The organism is Segatella copri DSM 18205 (assembly GCF_025151535.1).
In the GTDB taxonomy this organism is placed as follows: domain Bacteria; phylum Bacteroidota; class Bacteroidia; order Bacteroidales; family Bacteroidaceae; genus Prevotella; species Prevotella copri.
In genome coordinates this window covers 941,543-961,221 of record NZ_CP102288.1, presented here as the reverse complement: position 1 = coordinate 961,221, position 19,679 = coordinate 941,543, and the positions used below count along the sequence as shown (strand labels likewise).

Annotated in this window: 17 protein-coding genes and 4 tRNA genes; 15 read left to right on the top strand and 6 right to left on the bottom strand. The window is 44.7% G+C overall.

The features are described from left to right. Window positions 1-17 precede the first annotated feature (17 nt). On the bottom strand, window positions 18-263 hold the full coding sequence (locus NQ544_RS03920) for a hypothetical protein (protein ID WP_006846696.1): 246 nt from the start codon (window positions 261-263) through the stop codon (window positions 18-20). A gap of 653 nt (window positions 264-916) precedes the next feature. Here NQ544_RS03920 and NQ544_RS03915 point away from each other — a divergent pair. The 4 genes from NQ544_RS03915 (at window position 917) to NQ544_RS03900 (ending at window position 3,073) form a co-directional block, all read left to right on the top strand. Next, window positions 917-1,174 (top strand): hypothetical protein, encoded by a 258-nt coding sequence (locus NQ544_RS03915; protein ID WP_006846698.1) that lies wholly within the window; start codon window positions 917-919, stop codon window positions 1,172-1,174. 97 nt (window positions 1,175-1,271) lie between these two features. Continuing rightward, window positions 1,272-1,367 carry a smalltalk protein gene (locus NQ544_RS03910; RefSeq protein WP_153072405.1) on the top strand — a complete coding sequence of 32 codons (96 nt, stop codon included), beginning with the start codon at window positions 1,272-1,274 and terminating at the stop codon, window positions 1,365-1,367. 160 nt (window positions 1,368-1,527) lie between these two features. Then, complete coding sequence (locus NQ544_RS03905; protein ID WP_006846700.1) at window positions 1,528-2,043, top strand: DUF1016 N-terminal domain-containing protein; 516 nt, start codon at window positions 1,528-1,530, stop codon at window positions 2,041-2,043. A gap of 466 nt (window positions 2,044-2,509) precedes the next feature. Next, window positions 2,510-3,073, top strand: a complete 564-nt coding sequence (locus NQ544_RS03900; protein ID WP_006846701.1) for a type IV toxin-antitoxin system AbiEi family antitoxin domain-containing protein — start codon at window positions 2,510-2,512, stop codon at window positions 3,071-3,073. A 226-nt stretch (window positions 3,074-3,299) separates the two neighbouring features. On the opposite strand, the gene NQ544_RS03895 is transcribed toward NQ544_RS03900, so the two are convergent. Continuing rightward, window positions 3,300-4,400: an AAA family ATPase gene (locus tag NQ544_RS03895; protein WP_006846703.1), complete on the bottom strand. Its 1,101-nt coding sequence runs from the start codon at window positions 4,398-4,400 to the stop codon at window positions 3,300-3,302. A 225-nt stretch (window positions 4,401-4,625) separates the two neighbouring features. Between NQ544_RS03895 and trxB the strand changes: the two genes are divergently transcribed. The 11 genes from trxB (at window position 4,626) to NQ544_RS03840 (ending at window position 13,212) form a co-directional block, all read left to right on the top strand. Continuing rightward, the gene (gene trxB / locus NQ544_RS03890) at window positions 4,626-5,558 is read left to right on the top strand and encodes a thioredoxin-disulfide reductase (RefSeq protein ID WP_006846705.1); all 933 of its coding nucleotides are present in this window, start codon (window positions 4,626-4,628) and stop codon (window positions 5,556-5,558) included. Between the two features lie 110 nt (window positions 5,559-5,668). After that, window positions 5,669-5,757 (top strand) — tRNA-Ser (locus NQ544_RS03885). Between the two features lie 52 nt (window positions 5,758-5,809). Continuing rightward, window positions 5,810-6,631, top strand: a complete 822-nt coding sequence (locus NQ544_RS03880) for a DUF4468 domain-containing protein (RefSeq protein WP_006846706.1) — start codon at window positions 5,810-5,812, stop codon at window positions 6,629-6,631. A gap of 11 nt (window positions 6,632-6,642) precedes the next feature. Beyond that, entirely contained in the window at window positions 6,643-6,993 is a 351-nt protein-coding gene (locus tag NQ544_RS03875) for a hypothetical protein (RefSeq protein ID WP_006846707.1), read from the top strand. Continuing rightward, complete coding sequence (locus tag NQ544_RS03870) at window positions 6,993-9,344, top strand: putative porin (RefSeq protein WP_006846708.1); 2,352 nt, start codon at window positions 6,993-6,995, stop codon at window positions 9,342-9,344. Before NQ544_RS03875 ends, NQ544_RS03870 begins: the two co-directional genes overlap by 1 nt. A 55-nt stretch (window positions 9,345-9,399) precedes the next feature. Continuing rightward, complete coding sequence (menA, locus tag NQ544_RS03865; protein WP_006846709.1) at window positions 9,400-10,317, top strand: 1,4-dihydroxy-2-naphthoate octaprenyltransferase; 918 nt, start codon at window positions 9,400-9,402, stop codon at window positions 10,315-10,317. A gap of 65 nt (window positions 10,318-10,382) precedes the next feature. Then, window positions 10,383-11,012 carry an HD domain-containing protein gene (locus tag NQ544_RS03860; RefSeq protein WP_040552609.1) on the top strand — a complete coding sequence of 210 codons (630 nt, stop codon included), beginning with the start codon at window positions 10,383-10,385 and terminating at the stop codon, window positions 11,010-11,012. A gap of 524 nt (window positions 11,013-11,536) precedes the next feature. Continuing rightward, window positions 11,537-11,623, top strand: a tRNA-Ser gene (locus NQ544_RS03855). Between the two features lie 27 nt (window positions 11,624-11,650). Next, window positions 11,651-11,722: transfer RNA gene (locus tag NQ544_RS03850), tRNA-Glu, on the top strand. Between the two features lie 70 nt (window positions 11,723-11,792). Then, window positions 11,793-11,864 (top strand) — tRNA-Glu (locus NQ544_RS03845). Between the two features lie 103 nt (window positions 11,865-11,967). Then, the gene (locus NQ544_RS03840; RefSeq protein WP_006846711.1) at window positions 11,968-13,212 is read left to right on the top strand and encodes a type IX secretion system plug protein; all 1,245 of its coding nucleotides are present in this window, start codon (window positions 11,968-11,970) and stop codon (window positions 13,210-13,212) included. Between the two features lie 77 nt (window positions 13,213-13,289). Here NQ544_RS03840 and NQ544_RS03835 read toward each other — a convergent pair whose 3' ends face one another. The 4 genes from NQ544_RS03835 to metA all read right to left on the bottom strand — a co-directional run bounded on the left by NQ544_RS03835 (window position 13,290) and on the right by metA (window position 19,673). Then, window positions 13,290-15,641 (bottom strand): TonB-dependent receptor, encoded by a 2,352-nt coding sequence (locus NQ544_RS03835; RefSeq protein ID WP_260113669.1) that lies wholly within the window; start codon window positions 15,639-15,641, stop codon window positions 13,290-13,292. A gap of 87 nt (window positions 15,642-15,728) precedes the next feature. Beyond that, window positions 15,729-16,655 (bottom strand): hypothetical protein, encoded by a 927-nt coding sequence (locus NQ544_RS03830; protein ID WP_006846713.1) that lies wholly within the window; start codon window positions 16,653-16,655, stop codon window positions 15,729-15,731. After that, window positions 16,656-18,719, bottom strand: coding sequence for a peptidase U32 family protein (locus NQ544_RS03825; protein WP_006846714.1), 2,064 nt, complete (start codon window positions 18,717-18,719; stop codon window positions 16,656-16,658). A 36-nt stretch (window positions 18,720-18,755) separates the two neighbouring features. Beyond that, a complete protein-coding gene (gene metA / locus NQ544_RS03820) occupies window positions 18,756-19,673 on the bottom strand; it encodes a homoserine O-acetyltransferase MetA (RefSeq protein WP_006846715.1) in 918 nt (305 codons plus the stop codon). Window positions 19,674-19,679: the final 6 nt, after the last annotated feature.

The window sequence follows — 19,679 nt, the reverse complement described above, 5'->3', positions numbered from 1 at the left end:
ATTCAAATATTTTTAAGTTATAATCGGTCTTCAAAAAGACCAACTGTACAAACCTCTTCCTTAGCTGTTGATTTGCTGAGGGAGAGGTTTTCTTTTAAAAACACATGATTTACTGAAGTTTCGCATGTAGGCTCCACACGCCCTGCAAGGGCAAAAACTTTAGAATTCCAGGCAATTAGCAAAGCTTTTACACTATCATTCAAACAGTTACAAACGTATGCAAACACAGGTCGTTTTTTAAAAAAGCGGATTCTAAACTTCATGCAAAAAGCTTAATGACCTTAATGACCTTGACCTTAATGACCCAAAATGACATATTATCAACTCAACACCTATAAGCATCCTCCCAATACTCATTTTGCAAATGTAAAGTATTTATACCACAAACAAACATTCAAAAACTGGTGTTCCCCGGTCATTAAGGTCAAGGTCATTAAGGTCATTAAGGGTTTCGGGGGGAACGGAATATATATATAATATAATATTAAAATTATTTAATATTATATTATAAGAAAAGAGAGCGAGCGAAAAGTGCTTAATGACCTTAATGACCATGACCTTAATGACCGCTTTTCACGTTTCTTCGGCTACCTTCAATGCGTATTTTCCTGTTTTGCTATGTTTCTGCAATAAAGTTCTGATAGAAAACGATAGAAAGTATTATCTATCAGCTACTTACGTCATTTTCAGCATAGAAAGTCAGGGTGAAAGCTTGCATTCTGCCCGAAAATGTTGTATCTTTGCACCGGCAATCGAAAGAACAGCCTTTTGTGCCTTGCTCGGGTCTTCTATTAAGACCAACACGGGTCATAAATGATGGCAGGCGCCGGTCATCAATGAAGACCTCGAAAACGGCAGGAACGGGGCGTTCTGGGGAGTTGCAAAACAAAGGACTCTAAACATACTACAAACGACTATGATTAATTACAGCATCGTAATGCGTAGCGTGAACGCAAATCTTCTGGAAATCAACCAGGCTAAGTCACGCATCAACCAGGCAAAGAAGGAGGGTAAGACCAACGTTGACCTCAACGCTCCAACCACTCCGTATAATACGCCAGGCGGTTCTACCCCAGGTGGTTCAAACACCGGTCAGACCGGCAGCGAAGGCCAAGGCTCTGAATCAGGCGGCGGTACTACCGGCAAGGACGATACTGGCGACGGCCTTGAATAGCCCAAGGATAGACTGGCTAGGGTGCTAGCCCCTAGCCCAGCCTATCCGCCCACAAAAAATTCAACATTCAACACTCAACATTCAACATTCAAAAAAGATGAAAGCGAACACTTGGAAAACAATTCTTCAGATAGCCATCAGCATACTGACCGCTATCGCTACTACGCTCGGAGTAACGAGCTGCATGGGATAAAGAAAACAGAGAAATCCAGTCATTAAGGTCATGGTCATTAAGGTCATTAAGGATTTCCAAAGAAAGTTAAAGGGAAACGAGTAAAAAATCATCATTTTTTTGCTCATTTTCCTTTTTTTTATTATCTTTGCCTTAAAAATTAATAATTGAACTTTTGCATGTGGTTCAAGTACGGGCTGAAGGTCCAAAAGGTCAGGAGCAGCACGCCCTGAAAGGGCAGAAGCTCCTAGCCCAGGGCATCGCCCTGGGTATAGTAGCAGTCAGCAAGGCGCCCTGTAAGGGCAAAAGCTTTGTGATTTTTGCCTGGGGTTTTAAAGCTTTTGCCCTTACAGGGCGACAGGTTTGCGTCCGTAATTACCCAGGGCGATGCCCTGGGCTAGGAGCTTCTGCCCTTTCAGGGCGTGTGGCTAGGGGCTTCTGCCCTTTACCTTTCCCTTCGGCCGGTGACCGTTGGATCAGGGCGTATCAATCTATCAACGAAACCCTGATACGCTCAAACCGGGAAATCGGCAAACGTATTGTTGAAGAAGAGCAGCTTGGCAAGCAGCGTGCTGATTATGGCATACAGCTCATCAAGTCCATATCTCAACAGTTGACGACTGAATTCGGCTCCGGCTATAGTGTTCGGAACCTTGACTATTTCAAGCAATTATACCATTATTTCCCTGATTGGTAGATTTTGCACGCGCGTGTGCAAAATCTTTCGTGGTCACATTTGAGATGCATTTTAAGGGTGGAAAGATAAGCTAGTACCCCCAAATATCTCTGCTACATGATAATAGACACAAAGTAAACAAGACATTGAAGATTAGAGCATGAAGAAGATATGATTCCTACACGGATCAGAAGGCCATCGAGAGCTACAGAATCACGCCCGAACAGAAGGAATACCTGCGGACATTGAAGATAAAATAAAGGAAAAATATAGAAAAGGCGAATAACCATGAAATGGAGAAATAGCCTTTTTAATATCCTGTACAAAACTACCACACTTAGCAATATTTGTGGTACTTTTGTACTAAAATAGCTATAAAACTGTTGAAAGGTATTAAAAATTAGGTGGATTTTAAAAGATTTCCGTACAAAAGTACCACAATTAAAAATATTTGTGGTACTTTTGTACCAAAATTAGGAGAACAATTATGGAAACAAAGAATTCATTCATATCATCAGCAAACGTCAAAGTGCAAGGACGAACAGCTTACTACAAGATGCTGGAAGCCGTTCGCCAAGGTGAACTGATTCAGGTTTGCCGTGGCGTATATGCTAACATAGACCAATTGTCAGCATGTATGGTTGATATTGAGTCTATTGTTCCCAACGGAATCCTCTGCCTTTGGTCTGCCTGGAATATCCATCAGCTTACGACATCCATGCCGCAGGCTTATCATGTCGCCATCAAAAGGGATAGAAAAGTAAAAGTACCTTCATTCCCAAAGATTGAGCTCCATCACTATACTTCCAACATTCTTGAAATCGGCGTGATGGAGAAAGTAATAGATGGATTTAAGGTAAAGGTATATGATGTAGAACGATGCGTATGCGATGCTGTAAAGTTCCGCAACAAGGTGGGCATTGATGTCTGTTCTGAAATCATCGATAACTATCTTTCCAGACCAGAAAGAAATATCAGTAAACTAATGGATTATGCCCGACAATTGCGTGTTGGCAATATCCTGGATAATTATCTACAAGTGAAGCTATGAGTAAAGAACAAAATAAAAACTACGGGAAGTCAATACGTACAAAATTGCTGAACGTTGCAAGAAAGGAAAACGTCTTTAAACAGAAAGGATATCTGCGGACATTGAAGATAAAATAATTATGACACAATAATGATGAAACTCAATAACGCCAAAAGTGAGTGGTTTATGTAAAAAGTTACGGAGAATATGAATTATCTCCGTAACTTTTTACATTTTCGGCTGAGATTTACCGCTTCAGCGCTATGTTATAATTATAATATTTGCTGTTGCCCGTAATATCCTCCAGCACCTGAATGAAAGGAGGAAACTTCACACTCTCGTTGGCAGAAATGCCGCGGGTTTCAAGAATCATCAGGTCGGAAACCGGCTCAAGAAACTCGTCTAGCTCGAAATACTGGCCCTTCCAGATAAAGCTCTTGCGATGCTTATGAATGCGCTGGCGGTAAGGATCTGCCTGCTGAAGCATACTCTCGTAAAGATTGGCATTAATCTGTCGCTCGGTCTCAATCTGCTCATTGTCTGAAATACGCTTCTTGGTGGTGTGAACATACACATACTTGCCTCCCTCGAAACCGCGACGGCGAAGGCGAATCTCGCTGCCCGGCTCACCCGTAAGATAAGTCTGAACAATATCGCTGTCTATCGCATTAGGAACCTCGCCCGTCAGCTTCACGATATATTTCCGCTCCTCCTCTATCGGCTGCGGAATGGCAAGCACATTGCTTATCTCCTTGAGCACACGGTTCAGCTTGTTGTTGAAATCTTCGTGATTATTGATTACCCTGAGATGAGGATGACCCTTCCATGCAGAAACAATCTTCTTGTCCAACTCGCGCGCTATCTTCAGTCCTTCTTCATCGGCCTTCTCCAGGCGCTGCGCATTGTTGGCTGTAGTATAAAACTGCTCGGCACCATCAGCAGCACTCACCAGATGCAGCACAGCATCATAGCGATCGCGAAGCTGGGCATCTGTATAACCCTCTTCAGAGATGATGCGGTGCCAGAAATCGGGAGTGAGATAGGTAGAAATATCCATCGTACCACGATCGCAGACGATGATGACCGGCTGCTGCAATGTTTCAGCCATGCGCAGGAAACTGTCTTCCAGGTTAATCTGAGTCTGGAAAGTAGCCTTCTCGCCCTCAAAGAAAAAATCCTTGTTGGAGGTGAGATAATTCATGCCCGCCTGGGTGAACATGGTTGGAACCTCGGGAATGGTAAAGACCTTATAGCCGAGACTGGAGAAATGTTCAATCACCTTAACCATAGCGGTAGTCTTGCCCGCACAAGGTCCACCCGTCAGTACAATCTTCTTAATCTGATTCATATATCAAGTAAATATTTTTCGTTTCTTCTAATTGATGTTCTTTCCGGAGCATCTTATTTTCGGGTGCAAAGATAACAATAATTCTTCAAACGAAAGCTATAATTTATGCAAGAAAAGAAAAATATTGTATTTTTATTTTGATTTCTCATTGTTTTGATGTATCTTTGCAAAGAAAATGACTCATTTCGAGCCATCGGAAACAAAAATATAACTATAAGATAAAAAATGGAAAAGATAAAGACATTAATTATAGGTAGCGGTCCTGCAGGATATACGGCTGCCATTTATGCCGGCAGAGCCAATCTGCAGCCAGTACTCTATTCAGGTATGCAACCGGGCGGACAGCTCACCATCACCACAGAGGTAGAAAACTTTCCGGGCTATCCTAACGGCGTAGACGGAACACAGATGATGATGGACATGAAAGAACAGGCAGCCCGATTCGGAGCCGAAATGAGAGACGGAAGCATCGTGAAGGCAGATTTCAGTTCACACCCATTTCATCTTACAGATGAGCGCGACAACGAGATTGAGGCAGAAACCGTGATCATCGCTACAGGTGCATCTGCCAAATATCTGGGTCTTGCCGATGAAGAGAAATATCGCGGACAGGGCGTTTCTGCCTGCGCTACCTGTGACGGATTCTTCTACCGCAAGCGCACCGTAGCTGTAGTGGGCGGTGGCGATACTGCCTGCGAAGAGGCTATGTATCTATCCGGACTTGCCAAGAAGGTTTACATGATTGTGCGCAAGCCTTATCTCCGTGCTTCAGAAATCATGCAGCAGCGTGTAAAGAACAAGGAGAACATCGAGATTCTGTTCGAAACCAATACGCTGGGGCTCTTCGGCGAGAACGGTGTAGAAGGTGCTCATCTCGTGCGCCACAAGGGCGAAGCCAACGAAGAGAAGTTTGACATCAGCATCGACGGATTCTTCCTGGCTATCGGACATAAGCCTAACACCGACCTCTTCAAGGGACAGATAGATCTCGACGAGCAGGGCTTTATCAAGGTTGTGCCAGGTACTGCCACCACCAACATTCCGGGTGTTTTCGCAGCAGGCGATGTGGCCGACCCAATCTACCGCCAGGGTGTTGTTGCCGCAGGCTCGGGAGCCAAGGCTGCCATCGAGGCCGACAGATTCCTGCAGCAACAGTAAAAAACTATAGTATAAAATCCTATAAAGCGGGGTTAATATAGTTAAAAAATAACAGCAATATTTTGTCAGATGCAAAAAATGTATTACTTTTGCATCTGATAAAATAAAAAGGAAGATTGGCAGAGTGACCGAATGCGCTGGACTCGAAATCCGGTATACCCTCTTCCGGGTATCGGGGGTTTGAATCCCTCATCTTCCGCTAAGTTCCCCTACAGGAACCGTCATTTTACAGTTTCATAAAACAACTCGACATGAAAAAATTCATCATCCCCATATTTATGCTCCTCCCGCTGATGACTGCAGAAGCCCAAACCGTGCTGACTGAAGAGCAGCAGCTGGAACAGGCACAGAAACAGCTGGAAGCTGCCAAGAAGGCACTGGAAGTGGCTAAGATTAAAGCACAGGCTGCCAAACTGAAGGCTCAGGCCGACAGCATCAACGCTGCAAGCGCCAAGGAGCCAACTACATCAACCACGGGATGGGCGATTCCTGTTGCCGTAGCCGCTAAGCCAAAGGAGGCTGCCAAGCCTGCCAACAAGCTGGCAAATGGCACAACAGCCAAAGTGGACATGAAATATCTGGCAGGCGCCATCACATATAATGATGAAAACAAGATAGAATTCACACTCGATACGGATGCTAACGGAAAAACTGCCAAGCAGATTTACGACATCGTATTAAAATACATGAGTGAACTGACACAGAACGAGCAGAACATAGCAAGCCGGGTAGCACTGGTAAACGATACTGAACACGTCATCGCCAACACGATGGACGAATGGCTCGTCTTCAGCCAGTCATTCATCTCGCTCGACCGCACGGAATTCAAATACCAGCTGATAGCCAGGATTTCAGACAATCATCTGAATCTCTCGCTCTGCCGCATCATCTACAACTACGAGGAAGGAAGAAGCACCGGTTTCAAGGAACCTGCAGAAGAGGTAATCAGCGACAAGATTGCGCTCAACAAGAAGCAGAACGACCTGGCTAAGATCTTCGGAAAGTTCCGCAGATGCACCATCGACCGCAAGGACCAGATATTCGCAGAGTTAACTGCATTAGTAAAACAATAAGTTGAAGAAAAATGGATAATCAGAATACAGACAACAAGATACAACAGAACGAGGCACAGCAGCCTGCAAACGCTACAGCCCAGCCTACAGCTGAGCAGGGCGCAGAACAGACTGAACAGAAGCAGCCTACCAGCTACGCCGTAAGACCTCAGCACCGCCGGCTCCGTCCATTGGCCTACAGCGACCAGAACAACATGCTGAAGGTACGCAACTATCTCAACATCGCCTTCATGCTGCTCGCCATCGTGGGGGTAATACTCTGGACCCAGCTGGAAGAAAGCCGCAATATCGCCTACATCGTACTCATCGTGGGTGTAGTGCTCAAGATTGCCGAAGTATGTATCCGACTATTTAAGAAATAATGAAGAAGAAGAAAATTATATTCTCATCACTCCTATTTTGTGCTGCAACCCTCCCGGTTGCGGCACAAAACGATTTTAACTATAACGAAGATTCGCAGTTCCGTCCTCAAACCAACCGCAAGGTGAACACCGATTCACTGGGCTCAGACAAAGAGATTCCGAAGGGCATCAGGGTATGGACTGTAGACGAACGCTTCGGCGACACAAAGGCTGCGGTAGTAGACACTTTGCAGCACATGTATATGAACACAACCTTCACGGAAGGACTGAGAGGCGAATACAACACCCTCGGAAACATGGGTACTGCCCGACTGAACCGAATCTTCATCGACCGCCGCAACACGCAGGGCAACTTCATCTTTACAGAGCCCTACGATTATATCGTAAATCCGGTAAGTGACTTCCACTTCACCAACACCTACTCACCCATCACGAACATAACCCTGAACAGCTGCGGCGACAAGGTGACGGGAGAAGACGACTTCAAGGCCATATTTGCAGTAAATGCCAACAAAAGGCTAGGCGCCGGTTTCAGATTCGACTACAAGTATGGCAGAGGATATTATAACGCCCAGAGTACCAGCCACTTTAAATACACCATGTGGGCATCTTATCTGGGCGACCGCTATCAGGCACATCTCCTCTTCAGTACCAATCATGAGAAGATGACCGAGAACGGCGGTATTACCAACGATGATTACATCAAACATCCGGAAATCTACACCGAATCGTTTGCCACCAATGAAATTCCTACCGTTCTGGAACAGAACTGGAACCGACTGGACAACCAGCACATCTTCTTTACCCACCGCTACAACGTAGGTTTCAGCCGAAAGGTAAAGATGACCGAAGAAGAAATCAAGGCAAAGAAATTTGCCATGGCTTCGAAAAAGGAAAATGCTGAAGAGGAAGCGAAGGAAGAAGCCAGAAAGAAAGCCAAGGAACAAGGCAAGAAATTTGATGAGAAAGCCTACGACAAACAGCAGGGAGCTAAATTCAGCGGCCGTCCTGACGGAGCCAGGATTGCAGGCGATGAACCGGCTAAAGGCGCAGCCGCAAAGGACATCAGGAACGACAGTACCCGAATCGCAGTAAACGGAAAAGCTGCTGCCGACAGTCTGCTGGCCATCCAGAAGAAAAATGCCGAAGACTCGCTTTTCTACAAGAGCGAATATGTTCCGGTAACGAGCTTCATCCATACGGTAAAGTTTGACAACTATCGCCGTATTTACGAAGCTTATCAGACCCCAGCCGACTATTATCTGAATGAATATTATGATGCAGGCAGGCTGACCGGCGACTCCATCTACGACCAGACCAAGCACTGGCACATGAAGAATACCTTCGCCATTGCCATGCTTGAAGGTTTTAATAAATGGGCAAAGGCAGGCTTGAAGGCTTTCGCCAGCTACGACCTCCGTCACTATGAACTGCCAACCATGGAAGGTGGTTTCGAAAAATACAACGAGCATGCGCTGAGCGTAGGCGGACAGCTGAGCAAGCAGGAAGGCAAGACACTCCACTACAATGCCGTAGCAGAAATAGGACTGACGGGTGTTGACGCTGGAACCCTTGCCATAGATGGTAATGTAGACGTGAACATCCCATTCCTGGGCGACACGCTTCAGGTAAGAGGCGATGCTTTCTTCCATAGAGAAACCCCATCGTTCTATTACCGCAACTATCACGCCCGCCATCTGTGGTGGGAGAATGATCTCGACAAGACCATCCATACCCGCATCATGGGTACGCTCTCCTTCCCTAAGACACGCACCAAGCTGAGAGTGGCTGTAGATGAAATCAAGAACTACACCTACTTCTCGCAGAGCTATGACATTACAGAAGAAGGTTTGCGAACAGGAGTCATGGTTACACCGATGCAGGAAAGCGGAGGAATCAACCTGCTGACAGCACAATTGGAGCAGAACTTCAGACTGGGCATTCTGAACTGGGAAAACCAGTTTACCTACCAGCATTCGAGCAAGGAAAGTGTTCTGCCAGTACCAGCCTTCAATGCCTACACCAATCTCTACATCAAGTTCAAGGTAGTAAAGGTGCTGAACGTAGACTTGGGTGCTGACATGCGCTACTTTACAAGCTATGAAGCTCCCGACTATTCACCTTATATGGGACAGTATACGGTACAGGGCAACGGCGAGAACAACGTAAAGATAGGCAACTATCCTATCGTCAATGTTTACGCCAACGTTCATATCAAGCACACCCGTTTCTTCGTAATGATGAGCCACATCAATGCAGGACAGGGCGACAAGAACTACTTCTTCGCTCCTCATTATCCGATGAACGAGAGAGTGTTCCGCATAGGAGTAAGTTGGAACTTCTTCAATTAATCTTTCTGATTTTCCTTAAGAATTTCAGGAGATTCAATTTTAATCTTTTCAGAATATGATAGAAACAAATTCTATAAAAGCATGGTATCTAGCCGCTCGCCCGAAGACTCTGACGGCGGCGGCTGTTCCTGTTTTATTGGGTATTGCGCTGGCTCATAAAGACGCTCAGCAGATACAGACATTGCCAGCCCTACTCTGCCTGCTCTTTGCATGGGTGATGCAGATAGACAGCAATCTGGTGAATGATTATTTCGACTTCAAACATGGTAATGACGACGAAACCCGGCTGGGACCGAAACGTGCCTGCGCTGAAGGCTGGGTAACATTGGGAGCCATGAAATGGGGAATCATCCTCACTACTTTTCTGGGCTGCGCCATAGGTCTTCCGCTGGTTCTTTTCGGAGGTTGGGAAATGGTTATCGTAGGCATCTGTTGCGTAGTCTTCTGTTTTCTCTATACTACCTGTCTCAGCTATCTGGGCATGGGCGACCTTCTGGTACTGCTCTTCTTCGGCATTGTACCCGTATGCTGCACATACTATCTCGCAATGCCCGAACCCATTCAGGGAGTAAGCATGGAAGCGGTTCTCGTATCTGTAGCCTGCGGACTGGTAGTTGATACGCTGCTCATTCTGAACAATTACCGCGATCATGACAACGACCTGAGAGCCGGCAAGAAGACCCTTGTGGTTCACATAGGAAAGAAGAATGCCGAGCGGTTATACTGCGCATTGGGCAATCTGGGCATCATTACCATAATAGGTGTAACTACCTACGGAGTATTTCAGCATGAAGCCAGCAGCATGTTCCTGCCGCTTGCAGCACTCTATATCATTCTGCACAACAGAACCTATATGGAGATGAAAAAGATAGGCGAAGGCAGAGAACTGAACAAAATTCTAGGCAAAACAGCTCTGAACATCTTCTGTTTCGGCATTGTATCATCCCTGATCATTATCGGAATGGCTAATTGAACAATAACATCTTAATAATAATGTACGCGCGTACCTTATTAAATAAACAAAGTGGAGGAATATCTATGAAACAACAGGTAAATCTCGAAATCATGGACTTTGTGGAGAAACAGATTCTCCCCAAATATAATGCCTTTGGCGAAAGTCATGGGCTCAGACATGTTACCCGAGTTATCAGAAACTCTCTGAAACTGGTTCCTGTAACCGGAGCCGACATCGATATGGTGTATGTAATAGCCGCTTACCACGACCTGGGGATGAGCGGTCCGCGTGCCATTCATCATATTACCAGCAGTAAGATTCTGCAGGCAGATTCAAGACTGAAGCGCTGGTTCAATAAAGAACAGATCAAAATCATGAAAGAAGCTGTTGAGGACCATCGGGCTTCATCCAGCCGTCAGCCTCGCAGCATCTATGGCAAGATTGTGGCAGAAGCCGATCGCGATATTGATGTTCACGAAATTTTTCTGCGCGCCATACAGTATGGCAAAGAAAATAATCCAGATGAGGACAAGGAGCTGCAATGGGAGCGCTTCAGCCAGCACATGGACGAAAAATATTCAAGAAACGGATACATCAGGTTATGGATTCCCAACTCCCCTAACGAGAAAGCGCTCAACGAACTGCGCAATATCATAGAGGACAAAACGGAACTGAAAAAATATTTCGAAAAAATATTCGAAGAAAACAGCTAAAACATTTGGTAGTTTCAAAATATTGCATTATCTTTGCATTATCAAATAATGACTAAGATGTTTGCACCATTGCATCGTGATGATGCATGGGTGCCAGAAGGAATAAGGGTCGTTTCGGTTCGATCGGGATACTCATCAAATTACACTATTGAAACCGAGAAGACATTCTCTTGCTCATGGCGGGCCACATAAACTGCAGCAGGCAGGTAAGCTGAAAAGCCGGTGGATTACAAAGGCGGAGGACTCTCAAATGTTTATACATTCGGAGTTTCATCACATCATCGAGCGGCCCTTTCTTTTACAAGAGGCGGATTTCTGAGAAAGAAATCCGCCTCTGCTCGTTTTAGGAATTAAAACACTCATAATACTGAAAGAAAACAACCCCTGATTATGTGGGAGTTACAAAGAAAATGCATTTTTATTGAAAAAAAGTAGCAAAAAGATTTGGTAGAATCAGAAAAAAGTAGTACCTTTGCACTCGCATTTAAGAACGATGCTTGGTTGATTCGGTTAAGAATCCGACTGGAAGGTTGGGTGAGTGGCTGAAACCAGCAGTTTGCTAAACTGCCGTGCGGGTTACCGTACCGGGGGTTCGAATCCCCCACCTTCCGCAAGCTATCGTCCGAAAATGTACCCTTGGTCGATTCATCTAATGGTTAGGATACAAGATTCTCAATCTTGGCATAGGGGTTCGATTCCCCTATCGACTACATGTGTTTTTCATGGTATTAGATTTATAAGTCTCTATAAGTCGGGAGACCAATAGAGATTTTTTTGAATGGTCGATTCATCTAATGGTTAGGATACAAGATTCTCAATCTTGGCATAGGGGTTCGATTCCCCTATCGACTACAAAAGTGTTTTCATGTATTAATTTAGATTGTTTAAGCTTGCATTTAGTTCTTTATCAAAAGGCTACTGCAAGTTATTTTTTTATATATACGTACGAAGCCATATGAAACTATTATACACTGTCATCTCCCTTCTCTTTCTGTTTACCTATCCTGCCTGGGCGCAGCAGCACGAGATATTCAACCAGCGCATCAGAACCCTACAGGTTGTAGGCGGAACCAACTGGTTATCGCTCCCAGTATCGTCACTGGGCGGAGAACCTATCCACATCGATTTTGACGACATGACGCACGAGTATCACCGATACAGATACAAGATTGAACATTGTGATGCAAACTGGAACGTAACTTCTTCGCTCTTTGAAAGCGACTATATGAAAGGATTCAACGGCAACCAGATTATTGAAGATGTAGAGCAATCCATCAACACCAATCATCCTTATACTCATTATCATCTGGCAATTCCCAATGCCGACTGCCAACTTACCATGAGCGGCAACTACAGACTGACGGTTTATGACGACAATGCGGAAAACGAGGAAGAAGGCAAAATGTTTACAGCCTGCTGGATGATTACAGAGCCTCAGCCATTGGTTAAACTCAAGTTAGAAGCTACTTCAACAACAGATATAGATATCCAGAAGGACCATCAGCAACTGAAAATGGAACTGGACCACAGCCAGCTGAGAATCACTCATCCCAACCAGCTGAACATCATAGTGCTTCAGAACGGAAGATGGGACAATGCCGTCATCAACCCTAAACCCGACTACCTGAGTGCGGGGAAAATGAGTTGGCAGCATGTAAGAGCTCTGATTTTCGATGCGGGCAACGAATACAGAAAGTTTGAATTTCTGGATACCGATCATCCAACCATGGGAATAGACGCTATAGATTGGGATGGAAGCGACTATCAGGTAAAGGTAATGACTGACAGCCCTCGCCCCAATTACGTTTACGATGAAGCTGCCAAAGGTTCGTTTTATATCCGCAACAGCGACAACGTAGAAAACAACAACACCTGCGAATATGCACAGATTCACTTTACCCTGAAAGCTCCAAAACTGCCAGGCGATGTTTTTCTGAACGCAGATTGGACCTACGGCCGTTTCCTCCCCGAATATAGGATGGAATATGATGAAATGACGAAAACCTATCACGCACGTCTCTTCATGAAGCAAGGTTATTACAGTTATCAGTATCTCATGAAGATGGCGGACGGAAGCATCAGGCTGCTCCCATCAGAAGGAAATTTCTACCAGACCCAGAACAAATACAATGTACTGGTTTACTATCGGGCTCAGAGCGACCGCACCGACCGGCTGGTAGGATATGGAGAATTAAAATAAAGGAAGGAAATAAATGAGATTAAAAAGAAAAGGAGTTCTAGCATTTCAGAATGCCGGAACTCCTTTTCTATTTAATCCTAAAAGTGGAATTTCAGATCAACACCACATTGGAAAGGATTGCCACGCTGGGCAAAATACAGTTTCTTTCCTGTTGCTGCATTATCAACAGCAAAGGTATTGTAATTAGTATCTGTGAGGTTCTTACCCCAGATACTGATGCTCATCTTGCTGAAATCAATATCACAATGCGCACCCATCACGAAATACATCTTCTGGCTGTAGGTATTGGCATTATCCCAATAAGTCTTGCCCTGCGCATTCATGTTCAATCCGAAGGTAAACTGTCCTAAATGATAGTCAGCCATGGCTGCTATCGTATGCTGGGGAACATAAGGAACCTTCTTGTCCTTATAATTCACTGCCTTATCACCCTCACCATCAGTATATTCATCAAATACGGCGCGTGTAAAACCATAGTTTACACCCCAATCAAAAGCACCGTCGAAAGCCTGACCCTTGAGCGCGGCTTCAATACCACAACTGTGACTCTTACCTGCATTAACCATCATTCGACCAAAGCCATAGGTTCCTGCCATCACAGAGAGTTGCTGATTGCGAACCTGCATATAGAAGGCACTCAAATCGAAATGAAGACGATGATCGAAAAGATTGAGATGCGTTCCTACCTCATAATTCCATGAGGTTTCCGGCTTAAAGGCAATAGTCTGGTTCACCCTATCATAATCTTCATCGGTATGAGGAACGTCATAATCGTGTTGCATCGCCTTCTGACTATTAGCTTTCAGTTCGGTCTGCAAGATGTCACTGAACATCTGGATATTATAACCGCCTGCACGATAGCCCTTGCTCACCGTGGCATAAACATTGCTACCCTGCTCATCAAGCTTGTAACTTAAGCCAAATTTTGGCAGGAGCTGGTTGTAATCATCACTCGTTTTGCGGTCGAGTATAGAGCGCAAAGTACGAGTAGCCTCCTTGCCCATCACCTTAGCTGTCATCGCCATATAAGCATAAGTATCATAATGAATACTTGTATGCATGAAATCGTAACGCAAACCAAGCGTTGCTTTCAGACGGGAAGAAAGATCAAACGTACTCTCGTGATAGAGACCCAAATTGCTCTGAGGAGTATGGAACAACCCCGGAGCTCCCATATCTACATTGACCGAAATCCCATTAACTATTGCCGGAGGCATCCCCTTATCCAGCATAGCCTGCTGCATCTGCTGCTGAATAACGTTACCGATAGGCTTCGTCAATGCTGAACCGAATTTTACAGGACCATTTGTCTTCAACCACACATGGGAGAAGAATGCACCCTGGGTAAGATGCCAGAAACCGAAGAAAGGCTGACGACTCTTAAATGTGAACTCCTGAGTGATAGAATTCTGCAACTGGTCTTGCTGCAAGCTCAAATAATCTCCAGGAAGATAATCCTGATCCATCTTCATATTGTCATCAAGGAACTGATAGCTGGTAGTAGAAGCAAAATCCCATTTCACTCCTTCATGACGAAGATTGACACCCGAAAGCAGTATGTTGCGGCGATAAAGCCCAGGGAATGTAGTATTTGGCAATGCAGCCTTGCCACTGTTTAAATCCAACTGGCCATAAGGAAATGCATGCTGATAGACAAATTGGTAATTGGCTAGCAAATCCATGCTCCATCCTCTATCAAAACGGAACTTAAGATTAAACTTACCGCCTGCCTCATCATAATTATCGGCATAATCACTGGTTCCTGCACGATGGAAGAATCCCTTCTGCCCATCATAGAAAGCAGCTACCCCTAATGCGATACGAGGTGAAAGCTTCATATAATGAGCCGCTTCTACATTACGATAGAAATGAGAACCCAATCCCAGATTAACGTAGGTGCCCTTGCTATCATAAGCATCGCGTGAATAGATGCGCACCAAACCACCTTCAGAATTCTGACCATAGAGTGTTCCCTGTGGACCACGGAGAATATCTATACGGCTGGTCTGATAATGGTGAAGATTGAAAGCAGCCTTGCTCAACACTGGAATTCCGTCAAGATAAATTCCTACAGCCGGACTGTTGATACGACTTCCAATACCGCGCACATACATGGCGTTGGTAAAACGCGAGCCATAGTTGGGCATAACGAAGTTAGGAACATAGCAGGAAAGTTCACGCAAATCGCGAGAACCCAATCGCTGCATCTGATAAGAACCAAAGGAAGTGCTGCTGAGAGGCTGTTGACGAAGACGGAAATTCTCCTTAGGCTGCGAAACAACCACAACTTCATCAATGTCATAAACTCGGCTGCTATCAGCCAGCAAGCCGTTAGCTTCTGCAAACTTTTCACTCATACCCAATGACAGGTCAGAGCAAGTAGCCCTTTCGTTATCCGCAGCACTAGCCTGCAACGCTACTGCTGCCAAACCAATGCATACGCACTTTTTACTATAAAATACTATTCTTTTCATAACGGGTGCAAAGGTACATATTTTTTCCTGCACCCCCTATCCTTATTTATGAGGAAACAGATAAACCCGTATGGCAAACCATATATAGGCTACGAGCAACAAATAACCTATATAATATAAGGTAGTAACACTGAAAATGATGTAATCAATGGCGCAAACGCCCACTAAACCACCCAGATACAGAACTGCATCACCTGCCGGCAAACGGTGTTTCACCTCATCTACACAAGCCAATCCTACTATCAGTATCGCCCAGACTGTAGCCAGGAAAAAGCCCAGTATAGGCGGTACGGCAAAAGGATTGAGCGTAGGATGAAAATAAAAATGACGCCATACTTCTGGCAAAAACAACTGAATGGTTGCATAGAAGGTTGCTGATATCGAAACAATAAGCACCAAGGCTGTAGGATATGGTGAATCAATATCATTAAAATGAACCAGTTTACCATTGCTATGGAAAATCTTACGAACTGTATAGGCTACGGCTATGAGAATAATGATAACCATGAAGATGAGCAAGTGAGTATTGCTGAAGGTCATAATGAACTCTGAAATAGGATCATCGGGCACAACCTTCGGCAGCAGACGGGACTCACGGGTCCAACCAAACTGATTATCTTCTGTTGCCAACTGCACCCAAACTGAATCTATGGAATCCTGAGGAACCATACGGATATCCGTAACCACCAGCAGGCAGTTCTTTCGGACGGCGAAGGAGTCGATAGGCAAATTGCTCAAAAATTCTTCAGGCTGTTGCGCTATCAATTCCAGGGAATCCTTGAATACCAGAAAATTGAATTTGTTGGTATAATGATGGGTAGTAGAAAACGAAATGGAATCGAGTTGTTTATTACTGTACTCTACCATAGCTGCATGCATCTGGTGATGAGCACGGCGATGATAACAACTGCTGAACATCAAGAGGATGCCCAGCATACAAAGAATCTGTATCGTCCATTTCTTTTTCATTTATTTTTCACTATATAAGTTCATCTGACATTCATTGCACGCAAACTCCAGACGGAAACGGCGACCGTCACCCAACTGCAGGAAGAGAGGCTCTCTCCAGGATGGTTTCTTGCCTCCACGCTTCACACAGTAGCCCAACGAATAGCGGATACAATGGCGGCATTGCATCAGGAGCGATTCTCCCTTGTCGTTGGTAAACTTAGGTTGCATACTTCGGTTTGCCTTGTCTTTTTCTATATTCTCATCATATTCTTCCTGGGTCTTAGCATCCCATGCAGAAGGAATATTCTTACCCAACTCAAATGCCGGAACTACTGGCGACAGACCATGAATCTGATAAAAATCTCTTGCATCATAGTTAGCTATATTATAGAGATATCCCCATTTTCCGTATTCCGGCTGCCAAGTAAATTCCTCTTTCGTAAGTCGGTGCTCACCAGGCTGACTGAATCCAAAACCATTGTTGAACAGGGTTCTATCCCATCCACCCCACAACGACTTATCAAGCTGTTTCTGATTTGCCTTGGTAAGTTCATCTATCAATTCACGCCGGATAGCAGTGAGAATACTGTTCGGAACAAAGTATGTCTCCATTCCCTTCAGAAGTTCTACCTGGTAAGCTTCGTAAATCGTATCGCCCAGTTTGCTCATCTGAGCCTTTATATTTTCGCCCTGCGGGCGTTTCGCCTTTTCGAGTTTCAACTCTTTAAACACCTCAGCCACCTGATAAATCAAGCCACCATCAGCCTCTTTCGTCTTCATGATGTTGACAACAGCCTTTACACCCTGTGGCTCTTTCCTGAACTCATTGCCCATCACAGGCTCCATTTCTATGACAATATAGATTTTACGTTCAGCAGACTTACGAGCCAGCAAAGCCTCGAAAGCCCGATCGTTATTACGATAAAGAGCCATGCCCGGACGCAAATGTTCAGGCATTCCAAACGGATAGAGGCGATTGCCCTCTACTCTGTTCACACGAAAGCCTTCCAACTCACGGTCATCATTGATAAAACACAGTCCATCGCCATTTTTAAAGCTGGCTACTGTGGCTACGTTGAAAGAAATGTTGCCACGTATTTCCTTAACCTTGCCCACAAACTCGCCGATAGCTTTCGGCGTATCGAAAGAAGCAATATCCGGCTGTCGCCCATTCAGGAAATAATGGGTAAAGCCACGATTGAAAGTCTTCTTTAGATTAGGTGTAAAATTATATTGAACATGTCCCACCGATGCACGGCGATACTTACGCGGTTCAGCTTTTACGATTGCATCGAGTTGACTGCTATAGGCAGCCACCACATTCTTGACGTAGTTGATATCTTTTAATCTTCCTTCTATCTTGAACGAAGTAGCTCCAGCATCAGCAAGATCCTTGAGATGATCAAGCTGACAAAGATCCTTGAGCGACAACAGATAACGCTGATGTTCTATCTCCTGACCATTGGAATCGAGCAGATCAAACTTCATACGACAGAACTGTGCACATTCTCCACGATTGGCAGAGCGCCCGAAACACTTCTCAGAAGCATAACATACACCCGAATAGCTTACGCAGAGCGCTCCATGTACAAAGACCTCTATTTCTCTATCAGGAATCGCCTGATGGATCGCCTTGATTTCATCGAGCGAAAGCTCACGAGCCAGAACAACACGTTTGAAGCCTAACGTGGTAAGCCAATACGCCTTTTCTGGAGTTCTTACATCACACTGGGTACTGGAATGCAATTCCCTACTCCACAAATTCTGCGCCCTCACCTCTGTAAGCACACCCATATCCTGCAGCAAAAGTGCATCAACACCAATCTCATCAAGTTGCTGGATCATCTTAAGCGTATCCAACATCTCATCCTGATAGATGATAGTATTCACTGTAACATGAACCTTTGCTCCAAACTGATGAGCATAATCACACAACTGTCTGATATCTTCCAGCGAATTGCCTGCTGCTGCTCGTGCCCCAAAACGAGGTGCACCAATATATACGGCATCTGCACCATGATCAATGGCAGCAATACCACACTCCAAGTTCTTGGCAGGTGCCAATAATTCTAATGTTTGCATAAGAAATCGATCTCGAAATCATCCAACTCCTTCAAATTAACTGATTTCGTCAATATTGTAAGGAGTCTCCTGATAAACATAATAGTTGATCCAATTACTATAGAAGAGGTTGGCATGAGCACGCCATGTCACCAGAGGTTCTTCGTTCGGATCGTCATGATAATAATAATTTTTTGGCAGTTCTACATCATCACGCTTGCCCATATCACGCTTATATTCCTTATCCAGCGTGTTTGGCGCATACTCAAGATGACCCGTCACAAAGAATTCGCGGCCGTTTCTGGCCATCACAATGCTGACACCGCTTTCAGGCGATTCGGCAATGATGTCAAGTCCTGGCACTTTTTCAATATCCTCACGTCTTACCTCCGTATGGCGACTATGAGGCATATTAAAGATATCATCGAAACCGCGGAAGATTGGCTGAGACAAATCGAGAGGCTTCTGCTTAAAAATACCAAACATCTTCTTCTCTAAAGGATACTTAGGAACACCATAGAAATGATAAAGACCAGCCTGGGCACCCCAGCAGATATAGAGTGTTGAAGTAACATGGGTACGGGCCCAATCAAAAATCTCTTTGATTTCAGGCCAATATTCTACCTCCTCATAAGCCATCGTTTCGATAGGAGCACCGGTAACTATCATTCCATCAAACTTCTGTTTGGAAAGTTCCTGAAAATCCTTGTAGAACATCATCATGTGCTCTATTGGAGTATTCTTTGGCGTGTGACTTTTCAACTTCATGAAATAAACCTCTAACTGAAGAGGAGTATTCGACAAAAGACGAACGAGATCCGTCTCTGTCGTAATCTTGAGGGGCATCAAATTGAGCACACAGATTTTCAACGGACGAATCTCCTGTTTATGCGCACGACTTTCGTCCATCACGAATATATTCTCATGCTTCAGCAGTTCGATAGCTGGAAGCTTATCTGGTAATCTTAACGGCATTTATTT

Excerpts from the sequence above, each read along its gene's own strand:
- NQ544_RS03915 (WP_006846698.1), top strand. The coding sequence starts at position 917 with ATGATTAATTACAGCATCGTAATGCGTAGCGTGAACGCAAATCTTCTG.
- NQ544_RS03870 (WP_006846708.1), top strand. The coding sequence starts at position 6,993 with ATGAAGAAGAAGAAAATTATATTCTCATCACTCCTATTTTGTGCTGCA.
- NQ544_RS03895 (WP_006846703.1), bottom strand. The coding sequence starts at position 4,400 with ATGAATCAGATTAAGAAGATTGTACTGACGGGTGGACCTTGTGCGGGC.
- NQ544_RS03875 (WP_006846707.1), top strand. The coding sequence starts at position 6,643 with ATGGATAATCAGAATACAGACAACAAGATACAACAGAACGAGGCACAG.
- menA (WP_006846709.1), top strand. The coding sequence starts at position 9,400 with ATGATAGAAACAAATTCTATAAAAGCATGGTATCTAGCCGCTCGCCCG.
- NQ544_RS03860 (WP_040552609.1), top strand. The coding sequence starts at position 10,383 with ATGAAACAACAGGTAAATCTCGAAATCATGGACTTTGTGGAGAAACAG.
- NQ544_RS03840 (WP_006846711.1), top strand. The coding sequence starts at position 11,968 with ATGAAACTATTATACACTGTCATCTCCCTTCTCTTTCTGTTTACCTAT.
- NQ544_RS03920 (WP_006846696.1), bottom strand. The coding sequence starts at position 263 with ATGAAGTTTAGAATCCGCTTTTTTAAAAAACGACCTGTGTTTGCATAC.
- NQ544_RS03880 (WP_006846706.1), top strand. The coding sequence starts at position 5,810 with ATGAAAAAATTCATCATCCCCATATTTATGCTCCTCCCGCTGATGACT.
- NQ544_RS03830 (WP_006846713.1), bottom strand. The coding sequence starts at position 16,655 with ATGAAAAAGAAATGGACGATACAGATTCTTTGTATGCTGGGCATCCTC.
- metA (WP_006846715.1), bottom strand. The coding sequence starts at position 19,673 with ATGCCGTTAAGATTACCAGATAAGCTTCCAGCTATCGAACTGCTGAAG.
- NQ544_RS03910 (WP_153072405.1), top strand. The coding sequence starts at position 1,272 with ATGAAAGCGAACACTTGGAAAACAATTCTTCAGATAGCCATCAGCATA.
- NQ544_RS03900 (WP_006846701.1), top strand. The coding sequence starts at position 2,510 with ATGGAAACAAAGAATTCATTCATATCATCAGCAAACGTCAAAGTGCAA.
- NQ544_RS03825 (WP_006846714.1), bottom strand. The coding sequence starts at position 18,719 with ATGCAAACATTAGAATTATTGGCACCTGCCAAGAACTTGGAGTGTGGT.
- trxB (WP_006846705.1), top strand. The coding sequence starts at position 4,626 with ATGGAAAAGATAAAGACATTAATTATAGGTAGCGGTCCTGCAGGATAT.